A 17,956-nucleotide genomic window follows, 5' to 3' on the forward strand; every position below is an offset into this window, starting at 1 on the left:
TTACTCGATGATCTTAGCGACGACGCCGGCGCCGACGGTACGGCCGCCTTCACGGATAGCGAAGCGCAGGCCTTCTTCCATGGCGATCGGGGCGATCAGCTTGACGGTGATCGACACGTTGTCGCCCGGCATGACCATTTCCTTGCCGGCCGGCAGCTCGATCGAGCCGGTCACGTCCGTGGTACGGAAGTAGAACTGCGGACGGTAGTTGTTGAAGAACGGGGTGTGACGGCCGCCTTCGTCCTTCGACAGGATGTAGACCTCGCCCGTGAAGTGCGTGTGCGGCTTGATCGAACCCGGCTTGCACAGCACTTGGCCGCGCTCGACGTCTTCGCGCTTCGTGCCGCGCAGCAGGATACCGACGTTGTCGCCGGCCTGACCTTGGTCCAGCAGCTTGCGGAACATTTCCACGCCCGTGCAGGTGGTCTTCTGCGTGGCCTTGATACCGACGATTTCGATTTCTTCGCCGACCTTGATGATGCCGCGCTCGATACGGCCGGTCACCACCGTGCCGCGACCCGAGATCGAGAACACGTCTTCCACCGGCATCAGGAACGTGCCGTCAACAGCGCGCTCCGGCGTCGGGATGTAGGTGTCCAGTGCGTCGGCCAGGTTCATGATGGCCACTTCGCCCAGTTCGCCCTTGTCGCCTTCCAGCGCCAGCTTGGCCGAACCCTTGATGATCGGGGTGTCGTCGCCCGGGAAGTCGTACTTGGAGAGCAGCTCGCGCACTTCCATTTCGACCAGCTCCAGCAGCTCAGCGTCGTCCACCATGTCGCACTTGTTCAGGAAGACGATGATGTACGGCACGCCGACCTGGCGGGCCAGCAGGATGTGCTCACGCGTTTGCGGCATCGGGCCGTCTGCGGCCGAGCACACCAGGATGGCGCCGTCCATCTGGGCGGCACCGGTGATCATGTTCTTGACGTAGTCGGCGTGGCCCGGGCAGTCAACGTGCGCGTAGTGGCGGTTGGCCGTTTCGTACTCAATGTGCGCGGTGTTGATCGTGATGCCGCGCGCCTTTTCTTCCGGTGCAGCGTCGATTTCGTCGTACTTCTTCGCTTCGCCACCAAACTTGGCGGACAGCACGGTTGCGATCGCTGCGGTCAGCGTCGTCTTGCCGTGGTCAACGTGACCAATCGTCCCAACGTTCACGTGCGGCTTGGTCCGCTCGAACTTTTCCTTTGCCATGTCAGCTCCTCAATTCGGAATTGGCTAATTGCTAGATTTAGATGCGGGCGATCGCACGCGCGACCGCCCAAACACGTTGATTACTTCGAACCCTTGGCGGCCATCACGGCTTCGGCGATGTTCTTCGGTGCCTCAGCGTATTGCTTGAATTCCATGGTGTACGTGGCGCGGCCTTGCGTCTGCGAGCGCAGCGACGTCGAATAACCGAACATTTCCGACAGCGGGACTTCGGCCTTGATGATCTTGCCGCCGCCCACCATGTCGTCCATGCCCTGCACGATGCCGCGGCGGGACGACAAGTCGCCCATCACGGTACCCGTGTAGTCTTCCGGCGTTTCCACTTCCACAGCCATCATCGGCTCGAGCAGAACCGGGGTCGCGCGACGCATGGCTTCCTTGAAAGCCATCGAGCCGGCCATGCGGAACGCGTTTTCGTTCGAGTCCACATCGTGGTACGAACCAAACGTCAGCGTGACCTTCACGTCCACCACCGGGAAGCCAGCCAGAATACCGGCCGGCAGCGTGTCGACGATACCCTTCTCCACCGCCGGGATGTATTCACGAGGAATCACACCGCCCTTGATGGCATCGACGAATTCGAAGTTCTTGCCAGCCTTCTTCGCCTCGTCATCCGCCGGCTCCAGCGTGATCACAGCGTGACCATACTGACCGCGACCGCCGGACTGCTTGACGAACTTGCCTTCGACGTCTTCAACCTTCTTGCGGATGGTTTCGCGGTAGGCAACCTGCGGGGCGCCGATGTTGGCTTCCACGCCGAATTCGCGCTTCATGCGGTCGACCAGAATTTCGAGGTGGAGCTCGCCCATACCCGAAATGATGGTCTGGCCCGATTCTTCATCGGTACGCACGCGGAACGACGGATCTTCAGCGGCCAGGCGGTTCAGGGCGATGCCCATCTTTTCCTGGTCGGCCTTGGTCTTCGGCTCGACAGCCTGCGAAATCACCGGCTCCGGGAACACCATGCGCTCGAGAATGATCGGAGCGGTCGGATCGCACAGCGTGTCACCCGTGGTGGCGTCCTTCAGGCCCACTGCCGCGGCGATGTCGCCTGCCAGCACTTCCTTGATTTCTTCGCGCTGGTTGGCGTGCATCTGCAGAATACGGCCCAGACGCTCCTTCTTCTGCTTCACCGGGTTGTACACGGTGTCGCCGGAGTTGATCTTGCCCGAGTAGACGCGGAAGAAGATCAACTGGCCCACGAACGGGTCAGTCATGATCTTGAACGCCAGCGCCGAGAACTTTTCGTTGTCGTCAGCCTTGCGCTCGAGCTTCTTCTCTTCGTCGTTTTCGTCGATGCCCTGGACCGGCGGAATGTCGACCGGCGACGGCAGGAAGTCGATCACGGCGTCGAGCATACGCTGCACGCCCTTGTTCTTGAACGCGGTGCCGCACAGCATCGGCTGGATTTCGCAGGCGATGGTACGGTCACGCAGCGCCTTGACGATCTCGGCACGGGTCAGCTCTTCGCCGCCCAGGTACTTTTCCATCAGCGCTTCACTGGCTTCGGCAGCCGACTCGACCATCTTCTCGCGCCATTCTTCAGCGGTAGCTTGCAGCTCGGCCGGAATGTCGTGGTATTCGAACTTGACGCCCTGGCTGGCTTCGTCCCAAATGATCGCCTTCATTTCCAGCAGATCGACGACGCCTTGGAAGCCGTCTTCCGCGCCAATCGGCACCACGACGGGCACCGGGTTGGCCTTCAGGCGGGTCTTCAGCTGATCGTAGACCTTGAAGAAGTTCGCGCCGGTACGGTCCATCTTGTTGACGAACGCCAGACGCGGCACCTTGTACTTGTTGGCCTGGCGCCAGACGGTTTCCGACTGCGGCTGCACGCCACCCACTGCGCAGTACACCATGCAAGCGCCGTCCAGCACACGCATGGAACGCTCCACCTCGATGGTGAAGTCCACGTGGCCCGGGGTGTCGATGATGTTGAAACGGTGCTCGGGGTAGTTGCCGCCCATGCCCTTCCAGAAGGCGGTGGTAGCAGCAGACGTGATGGTGATGCCGCGCTCCTGCTCCTGCTCCATCCAGTCCATGGTGGCAGCGCCATCATGCACTTCACCGATCTTGTGGTTCACACCGGTGTAGAACAGGATCCGCTCGGTCGTGGTAGTCTTGCCGGCGTCGATGTGAGCGGAGATACCGATGTTACGGTAGCGCTCAATGGGGGTCTTACGAGCCACGGTTAATCCTCTGATTCGTCAACGGGGCGCTTAGCCACAGGCCCAAGCGCCCCTAATACAAATGGGCGAGATGTGCGCACACAGCCCGCCCAGCAACCAACAACGTCTCGCGTCGCTTAGAAGCGGAAGTGCGAGAACGCCTTGTTGGCTTCAGCCATGCGGTGCACTTCGTCGCGCTTCTTCATGGCGCCGCCGCGGCCTTCCGAGGCTTCGAGCAGCTCACCAGCCAGACGCAGGGCCATCGACTTCTCGCTGCGCTTCTTCGCAGCTTCCCGCAGCCAACGCATCGCCAATGCCAGACGACGCGACGGCCGGACTTCGACCGGCACCTGATAGTTGGCGCCACCAACACGACGGCTCTTCACTTCGACCACCGGCTTGATGTTGCCGATTGCCAGCGTGAACACCTCGATCGGCGCCTTGCCTGCTTTCTTTTCGATCTGGTCGAACGCACCGTAGACGATACGCTCAGCCACCGACTTCTTGCCGTCCAGCATCAGGACGTTCATGAACTTGGCGACTTCCACATTGCCGAACTTCGGGTCCGGCAGAATTTCCCGCTTGGGGACTTCACGACGACGTGGCATCTTCTTTCCTTCTCTGTTCAGTTGAGAACCGCTTCGGTTCTCCGGCCACCAACTAGCTTGTCTTCCAACAATCTGAGCCGGGTGACCACTTACTCGACGGTGCCAGTGCGGTCAAAAAACGCACCGTTGTACCGCCTGCTCATGACAAGACCGTGACCGCAAAAGCGGCGCGATCTCACTGACGACTTAGGCCGCCTTCGGACGCTTCGCGCCGTACTTCGAACGCGCTTGCTTACGGTCCTTGACGCCTTGCAGGTCAAGGGAGCCGCGCACGATGTGGTAACGCACACCCGGCAAGTCCTTCACACGGCCGCCGCGGATCAGCACGACGCTGTGTTCTTGCAGGTTGTGACCTTCACCGCCGATGTACGAAATGACTTCGAAACCGTTGGTCAGGCGCACCTTGGCGACCTTACGCAGTGCCGAGTTCGGCTTCTTCGGCGTCGTGGTGTACACGCGGGTGCACACGCCGCGACGCTGCGGGCAGTTCTCAAGTGCCGGGCTCTTGCTCTTCAGCTTTTCCGAGACGCGGGGCTTGCGAACCAGTTGATTGATGGTTGGCATTGTTCAATCCAGCTTGGTTTTTGAAAAATCGCCGGTTCACATAACGTGAACGCCTCATTTGTGAGGCGGACGGCGCAATCGGGTTTTATGGAAGTGGCGAGCAGAACGCTCTGAAGGGAGGACCTGCGGGAACAGATCAAGACCAAAGAGCGCGAGCCCGCCTGGTTCAGATGTCTTGCACAGCGCTTGCCGGGCATGGACGCGCGAAACCAGAAGCCAAAAACTCGAATCTGGCACTATAGCGGGCCGTATTGCAAGCGTCAAGCGCGCCGCCAGTCTGGCGACGCACGCCATGATTCAGCAGCGACGCGGTGTGGCGCCGATGGCACGCGGAGCATGAACGGGCCAGAGGAAGACGAGTGCTGCGGTCACCACAAAACCCAGTGCGAGGACCGAAACGCCAATCCAGCCGGCACGTGCCCAGGCCACCCCGGCCAAACCGCCGCCTGCGGCCGCGCCAAAGAAAAACCCGCCCGTGTACAGACCATTCACGCGCCCGCGAATCTCTGGTGACAGCGTGTTGACCATATAACGTCCAAGCGCCTGGTCGCCGATGGCGCCGAAATCGAGCAGCAGCGCCGCAGCCACCAGCATCGTCAACATGACGGGGACGCTCAGGCCTGGCAGCAGCGCGGAAGCCAGCGCCAACAACAAACCAGTCGCCGCGCTGCCGTGCGCGAGCAGTGTACCCACGCGCACCAAGCCGCGATCCGCCAGCCGTCCGGCAATGGGCGCCGCCACGACTCCGGCCGCGCCGCACAGCGCAAAGATGCCGATGCCGTTCTGCGAAAGATGGAACGGTGCCGCCGCCAACCTCAGCGCCACAGCTGTCCAGAACAGCGTGAACGCCGCCATCAGCAAGGCCTGGGTGGCGGCGCGGCGGCGCAACAACGGTTCACTGCGCAGCAGACGCCCGTACGAGCCCAGCAGCGCGCCGTACGACAGCTTGCGCGGCGGCACGAAAGTCGGCATCACGCGCGGGAGGAGGACGGCCAGCACGGCAATCGCCACCGCCGATGCACCGTAGAACGCCCGCCAGCCCCACTGCGCGGCAATCAGGCTGGCCGCCGGGCGCGAGAGCAGGATGCCCAGGTTCAGGCCGATCATGATGTCGCCGAGTACGCGCCCGCGCCGGTGGTCGGCGGCCAAGCGTCCGGCCAGCGCAATCAGCATCTGAATGACGGTCGATGTAAGGCCAATGGCGAATGCCGCCAGCATCAACACCTGCCCGCTGCGTGCCGCGGTGGTCAGCGCCAGCGACGCCACGGCGCCCCACAGCGTGCGCGAGACCAACGCTCGGTTGTCCTGCAGATCGGTCAGCGGCATCAGCAGCAACAGGCCGATGCCGTAGCCGATCAAGGTGGCGGTCACCAGCAGGCCCGTAGTCGCCGTGGTCCAGCCTATGCTGGCCGCGATCTCGGCGATGAGCGGCTGGATGCCGAACAGGTTGACGACGATGAGGCCAACGGCGGCGGCGAACAACGGCGTGACGCTGCGCGGCAGGCGATCGGCGGTTGGCGGATAGGACACGGAGACGGCGGGGGCTTCGGTGGTCATGATGTGAGGAACGAAGGATCGGAGCGCCCATCGTAGCCAGCCAATTCGCTCAGATTAAGGTAGGCTTTGGTGCCATATTGTTTCCGCAAATGAGCAAATATGGACCGAATCTCCGACGTGGTGATCTTCGTGCAGGTGGTGGAGCGCGGCAGCCTATCGGCTGCGTCGGACGCGATGGGCGTGTCGCGCGGCGTCATCAGCAAGGCGCTCGCGCGACTCGAAGCTCGGCTGGAAACGCGCCTGCTGCAACGGACCACACGGCGCCTGTCGCTAACCGAAGCCGGCGCCGCCTTCTTCGAGAAAAGCCGCGAGGGCCTCGCACTGATGGATGCCGCCGAGCAGGCCGTCACCGCCCTGCGCGACGAGGCGCGCGGCACGTTGCGGGTGTCCGCGCCGGCGTCGTTCGCCGTCACGTTGCTGGCGCCCCTGCTGGGCGCGTTCCAGGCGCGCTACCCCGCGGTGCAGATCGATTTGGATATGAATGACCGTTATGCCGATCTGGTGGCCGGGCGCATCGACGTGGCCATCCGCATCGGCATGCTGGAGGATTCATCGCTGGTGGCGCGGCGGCTGGCCAACTGCGCACATGCCATTTACGGCGCGCCGTCGTATTTCCGCGAGCGGGGCATCCCACGTACGCCGGACGATCTGCGTAATCACAATTGCCTGGTCTATGCCAATTACGACGGACCGTACGACTGGGTGCTGACGGATGCCGCCGGCCAGCGCCACATCGCACACGTGCAGGGCTCAATGCTTGCCAACAACAGCTTGGTGCTGCGCGAGGCGGCGCGCTCGGGGCTGGGGGTATCGCTGGGGCCGGCGTATCTGATACGGGACGACATTGCCGCCGGGCGGCTGCAGGCGGTGCTGACCGACTACGCCGCGCGCGAGGTGCCGCTGCACGCGGTATTTACGCAGCGCGTGCATCTACTGCCGAAGGTGCGCGCGTTTGTCGATTTCCTGGGCGACCACCTGACCCGCACCGGAGTTATGGGGCCGTTGCCGCAAACGGTCACCGAAGTCGACTAGGCTTCCTCGCGGCACTTCTCCAGCACGTCGAGCAACGCCTGCCCGTAGCGATCCAGCTTGGCCATGCCGATGCCCGGCAGTTCGGCAAGCGCCTCGCGCGAATCCGGATCGGTCTCGGCAATGCGCGCGAGCGTGCTGTCGTGGAAGATCACGTAGGCCGGCACGCTGTGCTCGCGTGCCATCTGAGCGCGCCAAGCGCGCAAGGCCTGCCAGCGCACCTGCGCCTCGACGGAAAGATCGGCGGCTGGATCGGCGCGACGCTCCTTCCTGGCCGACGACGATGACGACCCGCCGCGCACCTTCTCCGTCTGGCGCCGCAGGACCACGCGCTGCTCACCCTTGAGCACGGGGCGCGCCGCATCGGTCAGGATCAGGGCACCATGGCCGCCGTGGTCCACCGCGAACAAGCCTTGCGCCACCAACTGGCGGAACACGCTGCGCCACGCCGCTTCCGACAGCTCGCTGCCGATGCCGAAGGTGGAGAGCGTCTCGTGGTGCCATTGCTTGATGCGCTCCGTCGCGTTGCCGCGCAGGATGTCGATGAGCTGCCCGGCGCCGAAGCTCACGCGGCTGGCCTGCTGCACGCGGTACGCGCATGACAGCGCCATTTGCGCCTCGCGCGTGGCGTCCCAGGTTTGCGGCGGCGTGAGGCAGGTATCGCAGTTGCCGCACGGCTGGCTGCTCTCGCCAAAGTACGCCAGCAGCGCCACGCGCCGACAACTGGCGGCTTCGCACAGGCCGAGCAGCGCGTCCAGCTTGGCGGTGGAAACACGCTTGTGCATGTCGTCGGCATCGGACTCGTCGATCATGCGGCGCTGCTGCACTACATCGGCCAGGCCATAGGCCATCCACGCATTGGCGGGCATGCCGTCGCGGCCCGCGCGACCGGTTTCCTGGTAATAGCCCTCCAGGCTCTTGGGCAGATCCAGATGCGCGACGAAGCGCACGTCGGGCTTGTCGATGCCCATGCCAAAAGCGATGGTCGCCACCATCACGACGCCCTCCTCCTTGCGGAAGATAGCCTGGTGGCGCGCACGCACGTCGGCGTCCATGCCGGCGTGGTACGGCAGCGCGCGGATGCCCTGCTCGGCCAGCCACTGCGCGGTTTCCTCCACCTTCTTGCGCGACAGGCAATAGACGATGCCGGCGTCGCAGGTGTCGCCGTCCATGTGTTCGGCGCGGATGAAGCGCAGCAACTGCTGACGCGCGCTGTCCTTCTCGACGATGGTGTAGCGGATGTTCGGGCGGTCGAAGCTGGAGAGAAAGACGCGCGCCTCGGTCAGCGCGAGGCGCTCGACGATCTCGTCGCGCGTGACGGCATCGGCCGTGGCCGTGAGGGCGATGCGCGGCACGTGCGGAAAGCGCTCGTGCAGCACGGAGAGCTGGATGTACTCGGGCCGGAAATCGTGCCCCCATTGCGACACGCAGTGCGCCTCGTCAATCGCGAACAGGCCGATGCGCGAGCGCTCCAGCAAGTCCAGAAAGCGCGGCGTCATCAGCCGTTCGGGCGCGACGTAGACGAGGTCAAGCCGCCCGGCCGCCAGATCGCGCTCGACCTGCGCAGCCTCGGCGCCGGTCAACGCCGAGTTCAGGTACGCGGCGCGCACGCCGGCCTCTTCCAGCGCGGCCACCTGATCCTGCATCAGCGCAATCAGCGGCGAGACGACAATGCCCGCGCCCTGCCCGCGCCGGTGCCGCACCAGTGCCGGAATTTGATAGCAGAGGGATTTGCCGCCGCCGGTCGGCATCAGCACCAGGCAATCGCCGCCGTCGGCCACATGGGTGACGATCTCCGCCTGCGGGCCACGGAACGCGCTGTAGCCGAACACGTCGTGCAGCACGGTGTGCGTGGCGGTGGCGGTGTCCTCGGGCAGCGCCTGCAGCGCGTGGTTGATGGCGGGAGAGTCGTACATCGGGACGGCGGGTGCGCGCGATGTTACGCGCGGTCTGGGCGAAACCGCTATTGTGACAAACCCCGCCGGGGGTCGGGCAATCGGATAGTGCGCAATGTGTGCCGTCAGGCCTTGCGCGCAACGATCCGGTGAATCGTCTTGCCCGACGACTGGCTCACCGCCGCCTCGTCAAAGACGATCTCGGCGCCGGCCAGCGCTTCGCGCACCGGCGCGGTATCGAACGCGGCGTAAAGGCGGCCGCGCCCATCGCGCTGGTCGGCGTCGGACGTCACGCGCCAGCTCAGGTACAGCGTGCCGCCCGGGCGCAGCAGCGACACCAGCCGCCGCACCGACGCGCCAATCTGCTCGGGCGGCAGATGCATGATGACGGTCTCGCAGACGACGTTGTCGAACGCGCCTTCGGCAATGCCCACCAGCTCGGGCAGCAGCGCCCGCCGGAACGACAGCCCCGGATACTGCGTGCGCGCCGCTTCCAGCAGCCCGGCCGAAGCGTCATAGCCGACCGCGGGATAACCGTTGGCGTTGAGCCACGCCACCTCGCGTCCTGAACCACAGCCGATGTCGACGGTGGCTCCGCCCGCCTTGAACTCGCGGCGCAGCAGCGCGTACAGGTCTTCCGGCGCCGGCTGCTCGCGCCACTCCTGGGCGAAGGTCTCGGCGAGGGTGTCGTAGGCGGCGACGGTCTGCGTGTCCATGGCGGCTCCGGAAGCGTGTGGGCTACTTCATCGTGAAACTGCGTAACAGCGTCAGATCGCCGGCCTTGCGCATCGGCACCACAAAGGTCTGCTGGCGCTCAGATGGCGTGTTCTCGTCGGTGATGATGTTGACAGTGGCCGTGGTGATGATGCTGTTGTCGCTGCCGCTGCCGTAGTAGTTCACGTAGACGAGGTACGTGCCCGGGATCGGCGCGGGGTTCGAATAGATCTCGGGGCCGTAGCCGGTGGTGACGTCCACGTCGAGCGCGCCGCCGTTTTCGGCCACGCGGTTGCCGTACCAGGTGTGCTGGCCGTCGGGCGAAATGACGTGCAGGTCCAGGTCGGTGCCGTCGGTGTCCCACGACAGGACCACGCGCAGGCGCGGGCGGCTGCGTCCTGCATAGCTGTCATAGAACTGCACGCGCTTGGACTCGCCACGGGCGCTGCGCAGCTCGACGCTGTTACTGCCGGCGCCGAACGCGTACGGGCGCGAGAACGTGCCGTCGGCTTCGATGCGCTGCGGCATGGCCACACCGTTGACCACCAGCGTGCCGACCGACGAGCCATCCGCGCCACGGCGTCGGCGCGGCTTGCTCTCGTCCGTGGACGCGGCAGCCTTGGGCGTGTTGCGGATGCGCCCGGCGATCATCGATGCCGCGCCCTGCCCCTGCGGCGTGCTTACGGACACGGCCGGGTAATGCACGTCCTGCATGTAGCGCGAATCGTCGCCGGCGGAGTTGCGCCAGCCATTGAGCGGCGCGCTCATCTCGATGCTGCCGGAGTCGGCCTGCCCGGTTTGCGCAAAAGCAGCGCTGCCGACCGCGCCCAGCGCAGCGAGCGTGAAGGCAACGACGAAGCGAAAATTGGAATGCATCATAAGCGTCAGAAGCGGATCGATTTCATCAGCGCCAGCTCGCCGATCTTGCGCAGCGGCACGGTGACGAACTCGCGCCGCTCGTTGGGCGTGTTCTCGTTATAGATCAGCGTCAGTTGCGCGGTGATGAGATCGCGATCATGCGCCTTTTCATCAAAGTTGTAGCCGCCGGCGTTGAAGTTGCCCCAGTAGTTCACGTAGAACAGCCACACGCCGGGGCGCGGCGCGGCGGTGGAGAAAATTTCCGGGCCGGCGCCATCCACGCTGTCCACGTCGAGCCCACCGCCGTCGGACAGCAGCGGTTGCGCCCAGAACGCGTGATCGCCGATCGGCGAGATGACGTGCATGTCGACCTCGGCACGCGGGTCGTCCCAGGTGAGGATGGCGCGCAGCTTCGCCGAGGTCTTGGTGGTGTCGGCCTCGTAGAACTGCAGGCGCTGGCGCGTCTGGCCGTCGGGGCTGACGATCTCTACGCTGTTCGAGCCTGGGCCAAACGCCCACGGGCGCGCGAAGCGGCCTTCGCTGTCGCCATAGAGCGGCATGGCGTTGCCGTTGACCACCAGCACCGGCGGACGGCGCTGCTTGCCCACGGCACGCAGGCGGCCGACGATCAGCGTGCGGTATTTCTGTGCGCCGCGATCGACGGGCGGCTTCGGGTAGGCGGCGGTGTAGCGTTCGAGCTCGTTGGTCAATTTGCTGTTGCGCCAGCCGCCGATCGGGCCATCCAGGTCGGCTACCGGCTCAGCCATCACCGAGGCACCGAGCAGCAACGCCGCCGCACCGAAGAGCATCCGTGTTGTCCACATTTTCACAGCAAACCCTCCCCACGGATGAGACGTCGCGCTGTCGCCTCGACAAACCGTTCGTCCTGCCCAAGCGGATGCCGCGCAAAGGCCAGATGCAGATATTCGTGCGCCAGCGCGATGCGGTCTTCCTCGCTGGCGAGCCTGTGGATGTAGAGACGGTTGCGACGCGCATCGGCGTATGGGCGGCCTTCGCGCACGACGCACACGGCGGGCAGCGGTGGCGTCTCGTAGCCGGGCTCGGCACCCAGGCGCACCGACCAGCGCGGCGCCTGCGCCTGCAGCCACTGCTGCGCCCCCGCCACCGGCGAGCAATCGCCCGCCACCGGGCTCTGGAACGAAGTGAGCGTCGCCTGCGGCCACCATTGCGCGAGGATGGCGTCGAAACCCTGCCCACGCTGGGCGGCGGCGCGCGCGGCCGTCCAGCTCATCTGGCCTCGCGCACCAATGGTCCCGTGGTACTGCACAGGCTGACCGGTGAGCACCAGCGCATCGGTGAATTCAGCCGCGTTGCGGGCGGCGGCGGTGGGTGGGCGCGGCAGCACGCGCTGCGTGCGGGAACTGTCGTCGATGCGGTAACAGCCCTTGTCGCGCGTGGCGTGCTGCACAAGGTAGCTGCGCGCCGCCACGGCCAGCGCGCGGGCGGCCTGTGGCTCGGCGAGTTCGCCTTCGCGCTCGACCACGCGCGCGACGTAGTCGTTCATGCCGAGTCGGCCCGTGATCAGCGAAGCGCCGTTCTCGCGTGACAGCGTCAACTCACCGCGACTCTCGATCGGCAGCGTGTTGCCGTTGACGAAGCGCACGGTATAGCGGCCTTCCAGGCGCCCCTCGGCGACGGGCCTGCCGCCGCCGTCGCGCAGTTCGCGAATGGGATAGCGCGCAAAAAAATCCACTGCCACGCAGGCGTCGTCGTCGGGCACGGGCGTCTGCTCGACCAGCGGCGTCAGGCGCGGCGCAGCGGCAGCCAGCACCTGGTTGCTGGAGCCGGCACCGCCCAGCCACACGGGCGTGCCGTCGACGAGCCAGCCGGCTGCGCCGCCGATCGACGCACCGGGGCGCTGCGGGTCAGGCATGGTCCACGTCTTGGCGCGCAGCAAGCCGCCGAAGTACGACACGGTGCCCTCGCCGCGCCCGACCGTCAGCACGGAGACGAGCGTCTGCGCGGCGGTTTCGCGTCCATCAGCCGGGACGCTGCGCAAGGCGGCAAGCAGATCGGCGACGGCGACGCGGCGCGTGGGCTGCATGGCGCGCAGATCGCGCAGCCACGCAGGCGAGCCCGCCTGCTGCCAGAAACGCCGCCAGTCAGCGCTGTTGAGTCCGAGGCGTGCCGGCTCGAAATAGCGACCGCACGATTGGATCAGCGCGCGCTCGCGGTCGATGCTCTGACCTGCCGTGCAGCAGTAGACCTCTTCGGCGTCGTTACCGTGGCACGCATAGTCGGGCGCGTTGATGCGGCGCGAAACGAGATAGCTGTAGACGAACAGTTTCCAGACGCTGCCGAGCGGCGTTTCGGCGTCGCGCGCCAATGCCGCGGCTTGCGGTACGCCGGCAGCAGGGTCGGCGCTGAACTGCCAGAGCTTCGCTTCATCACCTTGCAGCGCGGCATAGCGCAGGGGCTCGGATGCGGTTGCGGCGACGGCATGCCCGACGGGCGCGAGTGCGCCGCCGGCCCAGATCAGGCTGGTCAGCACACCACGCACGAGCAGGCCGGAGCGCATCGCCGACTCACTCCACCTTGAACGGATAGCTGGCCGTCTTGCCTTCGCCCTGGAACGCCTTGGCCTCCGGCTGGTACATGCGGAAGTAGCGCACCGGCGGCAGCGCAAAGCTGCCCGGCAGCGAGAAGCGTACGAGCTGGCGCAGCGCGATCGGCCGCTCCAGCGCGGGCACCGGCTGGTTGTACGAGAGCTGGCCCATTTCGTAGGCAGCCTTGCGTTCGAACGGCTGCGGGCCGTTGCCTTCATTCGGCTCGCCCTTCAGGCCATCGATCTGAATGCCCCAGGTGGTGGCCTCCACTTCGGCGCCCGGCGGCAGCGGCACTTCGACCAGGCCGTAGCGATAGGTGCCCTGGCGCGGCGTCAGCACGACCTCGTCGACGTAGAGCGCGTTGCTGTCGAGCGTGTCGCCCGGCTTGACCGGCTTGGCCTTGAAGGTGATGCCGGCGTTGGCCGTGGCGGCATCGGCGCGTGGCTGCTTGGGCGCCTTGGCATCCTCCTTCGGCGCGGGCGCTTCGATCGGCTCCAGGCGGTACAGCTTGCGCTCCACCGTGATCGGCAGCTTGGACGCCTCCGCCGCACGGCTGCGATACGAGACGATGGCCGATTGCGTGGTCACGTCCGACGGAGCGGTGCTCAGATCCAGCGCGGCGGGCACCTGAGCGCCAGCCCAACGCCACGTCGGCACGCCGACTGCCGAACGCGCAGCCTGCCAGCCGCCAGCCGAGACCGTCGGCTGGATGGCCGCGACGTTCGCACCTTGCAGACCGCCCAGGCCCTTCTGCAGCCACACCAGCGTGACAGCGCGATCCATCGTCGGCATGGCGGCGCTGGCGCGGGCCAGCAGCGGCGCCGGGTCGGCCGCCGAACGGCCACCGCCCATCAGCAGCAGGCTTTGCACCAGCGGCGAGTTGTCGGCCGCCAGCGCGCTGCGCGCCGCCACCTCTGCAGAGACCAGCGCTTCCGGCACCGGTTGGCCGATCTGGCGCATCAACTGCGCCGTGAGCACCGTCGCCACCTGACGGCCGCGCGTGGAATCCGGCGCGACGAAGATCAGGCTATCGCCCGCTGCGGGCTCGGCGTCGGCCGGGGCCTTGGCCGCCTTTCCGCCACTAGGCGCAAGCTCGTTGGCCACGCCCGAGAGCGGTGTCGCCACCGGCAGGCCCATCTCGTTGGCAAACCACAGCGCCAGCGCGCGGTGCAGCAGCGGCTCGTTCTGGCTGGTGCGCTTGTAGGCTTCGAGCACCCGCTTCCAGTTGTCGGCAGGCAGGCTGATGCCGACCGAGCGGCTGGCGAGCCAATCCGCGTAGTACGCATACGACGTGATCAGCGCGCTGCTGCTGGTCAGCTCGCCCCACCAGCCGAAGGTGCCATTAGTGCCGGCCAGCAATGCCAGACGCTGGCGCTGCGTGCGCAGCAACGCATCGACGCCTTGCGTCCCTGCCGGGCCGCTGTCGCCCAGGCGCGCACCCGTGGCAGCCAGGCTCTGCTGCGCAATGGCCAGCGGGATCAAGCGGCTGGCGGTCTGCTCGGCGCAACCATATGGGTACTCGATCAGGTCATCCGCCACACGCGCGAACTGGCTGGCTGTGTTGCCGACCACACGCAGGCGCACGTCGCGCGCATCGGCGGGCAGGCCGAGCGGCAGGCGCGTGCCTTGCAACTGCGTGAGCGGGACGACGTTTTCGCGGTCCGCCAGCCAGCCGGTTGCATCCAGCTTGAGCGTGGTCTGCAGGCGGTCCGATACCTTGTCGTTCTGCTTCAGCTCGGCATTCACGACGCCCGCCTGCAACGCCGTCACAGGCGCGCGCAGATAGTTGGCGCCGCGCTTGAGCGTCACACGCTGGTTGATGTTCAGGCCGGCACCCGAGACGATCCAGTCTGCCGTGATGTCCTTATCGGTCTGGTTGAAGGCAACCATGTCCAGGCGCGACTGATCGCTCTCGCGGAAGCGTTGCGGGCCAGTCCACTTCAGGTACAGCGGCTTGTCGGAGCGGATGCTCGCGGTGCGCTGTCCGACGATGCCGTCCGATGCGCCGGTGGTGGAAACTGCGCGCACCGTGATGCGCCAGCGCGCCAGCGAATCCGGCATCGTGAAGGTCATGCGGGCGCGGCCATCGGCGCCGGTCTGCAGGTTGGCCTGCCACGCGGCGGTGTCCTGCTCGTCGCGGCGCGGGCGCTCGAGCACCTTCACGCCGCGCTCGTTGTGGCGGCCGTACGTGCCACCCGGCTTGCCCGGCAGCGACGACAGCGCCAGGTCGTAGCTGATGAAGCTCTGGCTCGACGTGGTACGCACGCTGTTGCGCCGCGGGTGGTAGAAGAAATCGACAATGCTGGGGGCCACCTCGGGCTGTAGCACGTAGATCATCTCGTCGACCACCGACACGGTCAGATTGGCCGGCACGGGCTTGCCCGCCAGCGCGCTGGTGAGGTCCAGCGTGACGGTCTCACCCGGCGCGTAGACAGCCTTGTCAGCGCGCACGGTCAGGTCCAGCGTCGGCTGCGTGACGACGATGCCGGCGTTCTGGAACACCATGTCGCCGTCGCGCACGTACAGCACCGAGAACGTCATGTTCGGGGCGAAGTCGGGGCCGATCTTGATGCGTGCGCGATATTGCGACGGCGTGACCTTCTGCAAGCTGAGCCATTCGCCGCCGCGAGTGAGCAGCGCGTGGCGCTCGACCTTGTCGCGCTCCAGCGTGAGCAGCGCGTCGTCCACCGGCAGCGGGAAGGTGATCAGCGCCTCGGCCGTGTCGCCGATCTGGTAGCGATCGCGGTCGAACACCATCTCGATGTTGCCCGGCACGGTCTGCACGCCGTCGCCGGCCACCCAGTGGCTGGCTGCGGCAAGCAGGTTGCCGGCCGCATCGCGCACCGACAGCGTGTACGAACCCGGCTGGTCGAACTTGACCGGGAAGGCAGCATTGCCCTTGGCGTCAGGCTGCAGCGTGCCTTCGGTGCGCGTGCGTGTTTCCAGCCGCACGAGGTCCCACTTGGCAGGCGCCGCGGCAGCACCGCTCGCGCCATCCACGGCCGGCAGCGGCGTCAGGTTGAACGTCACGTTCTGGCCCGGCGTGGTGAAGTTCGACGTGGTCGACAGCTTGTACGGCGTGGCGCCGCGTGCGATCAGCAGTTCGCGTGTGACCTTCACGCGGTAGGCGGCACCGTCGTTGGCGAACACCGTCACCACGTAGCGGCTCGGTTCTTTGGCGGCGGGCAGCGTGAGCGCGGCATTGCCATCGCTGTCGGTGGTCAGTTCCTGCTGCTCCAGCTTGACGGGGAACAGGCCCGCGTAGCGCAGTTCGCCCTCCACCATCGTCACCTGTTGCGCGCGCAGGCTGACCGACACCTTGCCGTTCTTGACCGGCTTGCCGTCCGGATAGCGCAGGCTGATCTTGCCCTTGACCGCCTCGCCCGTGCCGTAGCTCGCCTTGTCCAGCGAGAGGTTCACGTCAAAGTGCGGCTTGATGTATTCGGCCACGCGGAAAGCGCCGCCATAGGTGCCGCCGTTGTAGTCGAAGCGCAGCGTGTAACCGCCGGCCGGGGCATTGGCGGGCAGCGTAAAACGCGTGTCGGCGCCGCCATCTCCGGCCTGGCCGGCCATGCGCGTGGTGGATGTGGCCACCGGCGCGCCGTTCGGATCGATCACCTGGAGCTTGATGTCGCCGGCTGCGGGCACGGTCGATTCAGTCGCGTTCTTGAAGTTGCGGCCGATGAACTTGACGCGCACCTCATCGCCCGGGCGGTACAGCGGACGATCGGTGAAGGCGTACAGCTTGGTGTTGTAGATCTCGCTGTCGTAATAGAAATTCTCGGAGATGAACACACCGCCCGCGCGGTCGCTGCCAATCAGGTAGCTGCGCTCGGGCGCGACGTGGCGCAAGTCGGCGGTGCCATCAGCTTCGGTCGTGCCGGAAGCGAGCACGCCAACGCCGTCTGTCCAGCTCACCGATGCACCGCTCACCGGCTTGCCGCTCTTGCGCTCGGCCGTCCACACCATCATCCCCTGCGAGGTGCCCTTGGTGACGGCCACGGTGTCCGACACGAACAGCAGCGTGTGCGCACGGTACGCGCCAATCACCGCTTCAACGATGTACAGACCGGCCGGCAGCTTGCCAACCGGGATCATCACGTTGCCGGCGTTCTGCGGCATCCATTCGCTGCTGCTGCCTTCGAGCTTCACGTCCTTGGGCGGCGCGATCGGCTTGGCGTCCCAGATCGGATAACGGAAGCGGCCCAGCAGTTCGTAGCCCTTGAGCGGCGCGTATTGCGGGTTGTTCGAGAAACGGGTGGGCGCGGTCATCTGGTCGCCCATGCTGAACTGCGGCGCGGTCTCCACGGCCTTGCTCCGCGCGGCGAACGACAGCACGCGCTGCCAGGCGCGGCGGGCCTGGCGCGTCCAGTTGTCCCACAGATAGGCCAGCGTGTTGGCCAGGCCTTCGCCCGTGTAGTTAGCCTTGACGTCGATACGGTGCAGATTCTTCTGCGCCTTCAGAAATTCCAGCGGCTGCGGCACGCGATAAACGAGGATGTCGGCGCCGCCGTAGCGGGAGAGTTCGTCCTTATATTCGCGGCCCGGCGCCTCCAGGCGCACCATGGCTTCCTGGTCGGTACCGTAGCTGGCATCCGACAGCAGGAAGAAGGGCTGACCCTTGAATGGCTCGTAGCCGCTACTCGGCACGTCGAACAGCGTGGGGTTGGGCTTTTCGGGCGCATCGGCAGCGTGCGCAACGCCGACCAACGCCAACACCGTCAGGCAGACGGCAGCGACCAGGTTGAACGAACCGAACGACCACTCGCGGTTGCGCATCATTTTTT

12 protein-coding genes are annotated in these 17,956 nt (G+C 66.0%); 1 reads left to right on the top strand and 11 read right to left on the bottom strand.

What is annotated here, in order from left to right; genetic code table 11:
* From tuf to B4F51_RS13215, 5 genes are all read right to left on the bottom strand, one after another.
* Positions 1-1,191, bottom strand: coding sequence for an elongation factor Tu (gene tuf / locus B4F51_RS13195; RefSeq protein WP_296226192.1), 1,191 nt, complete (start codon positions 1,189-1,191; stop codon positions 1-3).
* 80 nt (positions 1,192-1,271) lie between these two features.
* Positions 1,272-3,398 carry an elongation factor G gene (gene fusA, locus B4F51_RS13200; RefSeq protein ID WP_296226195.1) on the bottom strand — a complete coding sequence of 709 codons (2,127 nt, stop codon included), beginning with the start codon at positions 3,396-3,398 and terminating at the stop codon, positions 1,272-1,274.
* Positions 3,399-3,514: 116 nt separating this feature from the next.
* Positions 3,515-3,985 (bottom strand): 30S ribosomal protein S7, encoded by a 471-nt coding sequence (rpsG, locus tag B4F51_RS13205; RefSeq protein WP_004634470.1) that lies wholly within the window; start codon positions 3,983-3,985, stop codon positions 3,515-3,517.
* Positions 3,986-4,171: 186 nt separating this feature from the next.
* Positions 4,172-4,549 carry a 30S ribosomal protein S12 gene (gene rpsL, locus B4F51_RS13210; protein WP_003265519.1) on the bottom strand — a complete coding sequence of 126 codons (378 nt, stop codon included), beginning with the start codon at positions 4,547-4,549 and terminating at the stop codon, positions 4,172-4,174.
* A 297-nt stretch (positions 4,550-4,846) separates the two neighbouring features.
* Positions 4,847-6,106, bottom strand: a complete 1,260-nt coding sequence (locus B4F51_RS13215; protein WP_296226198.1) for an MFS transporter — start codon at positions 6,104-6,106, stop codon at positions 4,847-4,849.
* Between the two features lie 99 nt (positions 6,107-6,205).
* Between B4F51_RS13215 and B4F51_RS13220 the strand changes: the two genes are divergently transcribed.
* On the top strand, positions 6,206-7,138 hold the full coding sequence (locus tag B4F51_RS13220) for a LysR family transcriptional regulator (protein WP_296226200.1): 933 nt from the start codon (positions 6,206-6,208) through the stop codon (positions 7,136-7,138).
* On the opposite strand, the gene recQ is transcribed toward B4F51_RS13220, so the two are convergent.
* The 6 genes from recQ to B4F51_RS13250 all read right to left on the bottom strand — a co-directional run bounded on the left by recQ (position 7,135) and on the right by B4F51_RS13250 (position 17,948).
* Positions 7,135-9,051: a DNA helicase RecQ gene (recQ, locus tag B4F51_RS13225; RefSeq protein WP_296226203.1), complete on the bottom strand. Its 1,917-nt coding sequence runs from the start codon at positions 9,049-9,051 to the stop codon at positions 7,135-7,137. The genes B4F51_RS13220 and recQ overlap by 4 nt on opposite strands.
* Positions 9,052-9,155: 104 nt before the next feature.
* Positions 9,156-9,746 carry a class I SAM-dependent methyltransferase gene (locus B4F51_RS13230; RefSeq protein WP_296226207.1) on the bottom strand — a complete coding sequence of 197 codons (591 nt, stop codon included), beginning with the start codon at positions 9,744-9,746 and terminating at the stop codon, positions 9,156-9,158.
* Between the two features lie 22 nt (positions 9,747-9,768).
* Positions 9,769-10,623 (bottom strand): YfaP family protein, encoded by an 855-nt coding sequence (locus tag B4F51_RS13235; RefSeq protein WP_296226211.1) that lies wholly within the window; start codon positions 10,621-10,623, stop codon positions 9,769-9,771.
* 5 nt (positions 10,624-10,628) lie between these two features.
* Positions 10,629-11,411, bottom strand: coding sequence for a YfaP family protein (locus B4F51_RS13240; protein ID WP_296226212.1), 783 nt, complete (start codon positions 11,409-11,411; stop codon positions 10,629-10,631).
* A 17-nt stretch (positions 11,412-11,428) separates the two neighbouring features.
* Complete coding sequence (locus B4F51_RS13245; protein WP_296226214.1) at positions 11,429-13,141, bottom strand: YfaQ family protein; 1,713 nt, start codon at positions 13,139-13,141, stop codon at positions 11,429-11,431.
* 7 nt (positions 13,142-13,148) lie between these two features.
* On the bottom strand, positions 13,149-17,948 hold the full coding sequence (locus B4F51_RS13250) for an alpha-2-macroglobulin family protein (protein WP_296226233.1): 4,800 nt from the start codon (positions 17,946-17,948) through the stop codon (positions 13,149-13,151).
* Positions 17,949-17,956: the final 8 nt, after the last annotated feature.

It is taken from the genome of Ralstonia sp. UBA689 (assembly GCF_002298975.1).
Taxonomy (GTDB): domain Bacteria; phylum Pseudomonadota; class Gammaproteobacteria; order Burkholderiales; family Burkholderiaceae; genus Ralstonia.

Excerpts from the sequence above, each read along its gene's own strand:
- B4F51_RS13230 (WP_296226207.1), bottom strand. The coding sequence starts at position 9,746 with ATGGACACGCAGACCGTCGCCGCCTACGACACCCTCGCCGAGACCTTC.
- tuf (WP_296226192.1), bottom strand. The coding sequence starts at position 1,191 with ATGGCAAAGGAAAAGTTCGAGCGGACCAAGCCGCACGTGAACGTTGGG.
- B4F51_RS13240 (WP_296226212.1), bottom strand. The coding sequence starts at position 11,411 with ATGCTCTTCGGTGCGGCGGCGTTGCTGCTCGGTGCCTCGGTGATGGCT.
- B4F51_RS13215 (WP_296226198.1), bottom strand. The coding sequence starts at position 6,106 with ATGACCACCGAAGCCCCCGCCGTCTCCGTGTCCTATCCGCCAACCGCC.
- B4F51_RS13235 (WP_296226211.1), bottom strand. The coding sequence starts at position 10,623 with ATGATGCATTCCAATTTTCGCTTCGTCGTTGCCTTCACGCTCGCTGCG.
- recQ (WP_296226203.1), bottom strand. The coding sequence starts at position 9,051 with ATGTACGACTCTCCCGCCATCAACCACGCGCTGCAGGCGCTGCCCGAG.
- B4F51_RS13220 (WP_296226200.1), top strand. The coding sequence starts at position 6,206 with ATGGACCGAATCTCCGACGTGGTGATCTTCGTGCAGGTGGTGGAGCGC.
- B4F51_RS13250 (WP_296226233.1), bottom strand. The coding sequence starts at position 17,948 with ATGCGCAACCGCGAGTGGTCGTTCGGTTCGTTCAACCTGGTCGCTGCC.
- rpsG (WP_004634470.1), bottom strand. The coding sequence starts at position 3,985 with ATGCCACGTCGTCGTGAAGTCCCCAAGCGGGAAATTCTGCCGGACCCG.
- rpsL (WP_003265519.1), bottom strand. The coding sequence starts at position 4,549 with ATGCCAACCATCAATCAACTGGTTCGCAAGCCCCGCGTCTCGGAAAAG.
- B4F51_RS13245 (WP_296226214.1), bottom strand. The coding sequence starts at position 13,141 with ATGCGCTCCGGCCTGCTCGTGCGTGGTGTGCTGACCAGCCTGATCTGG.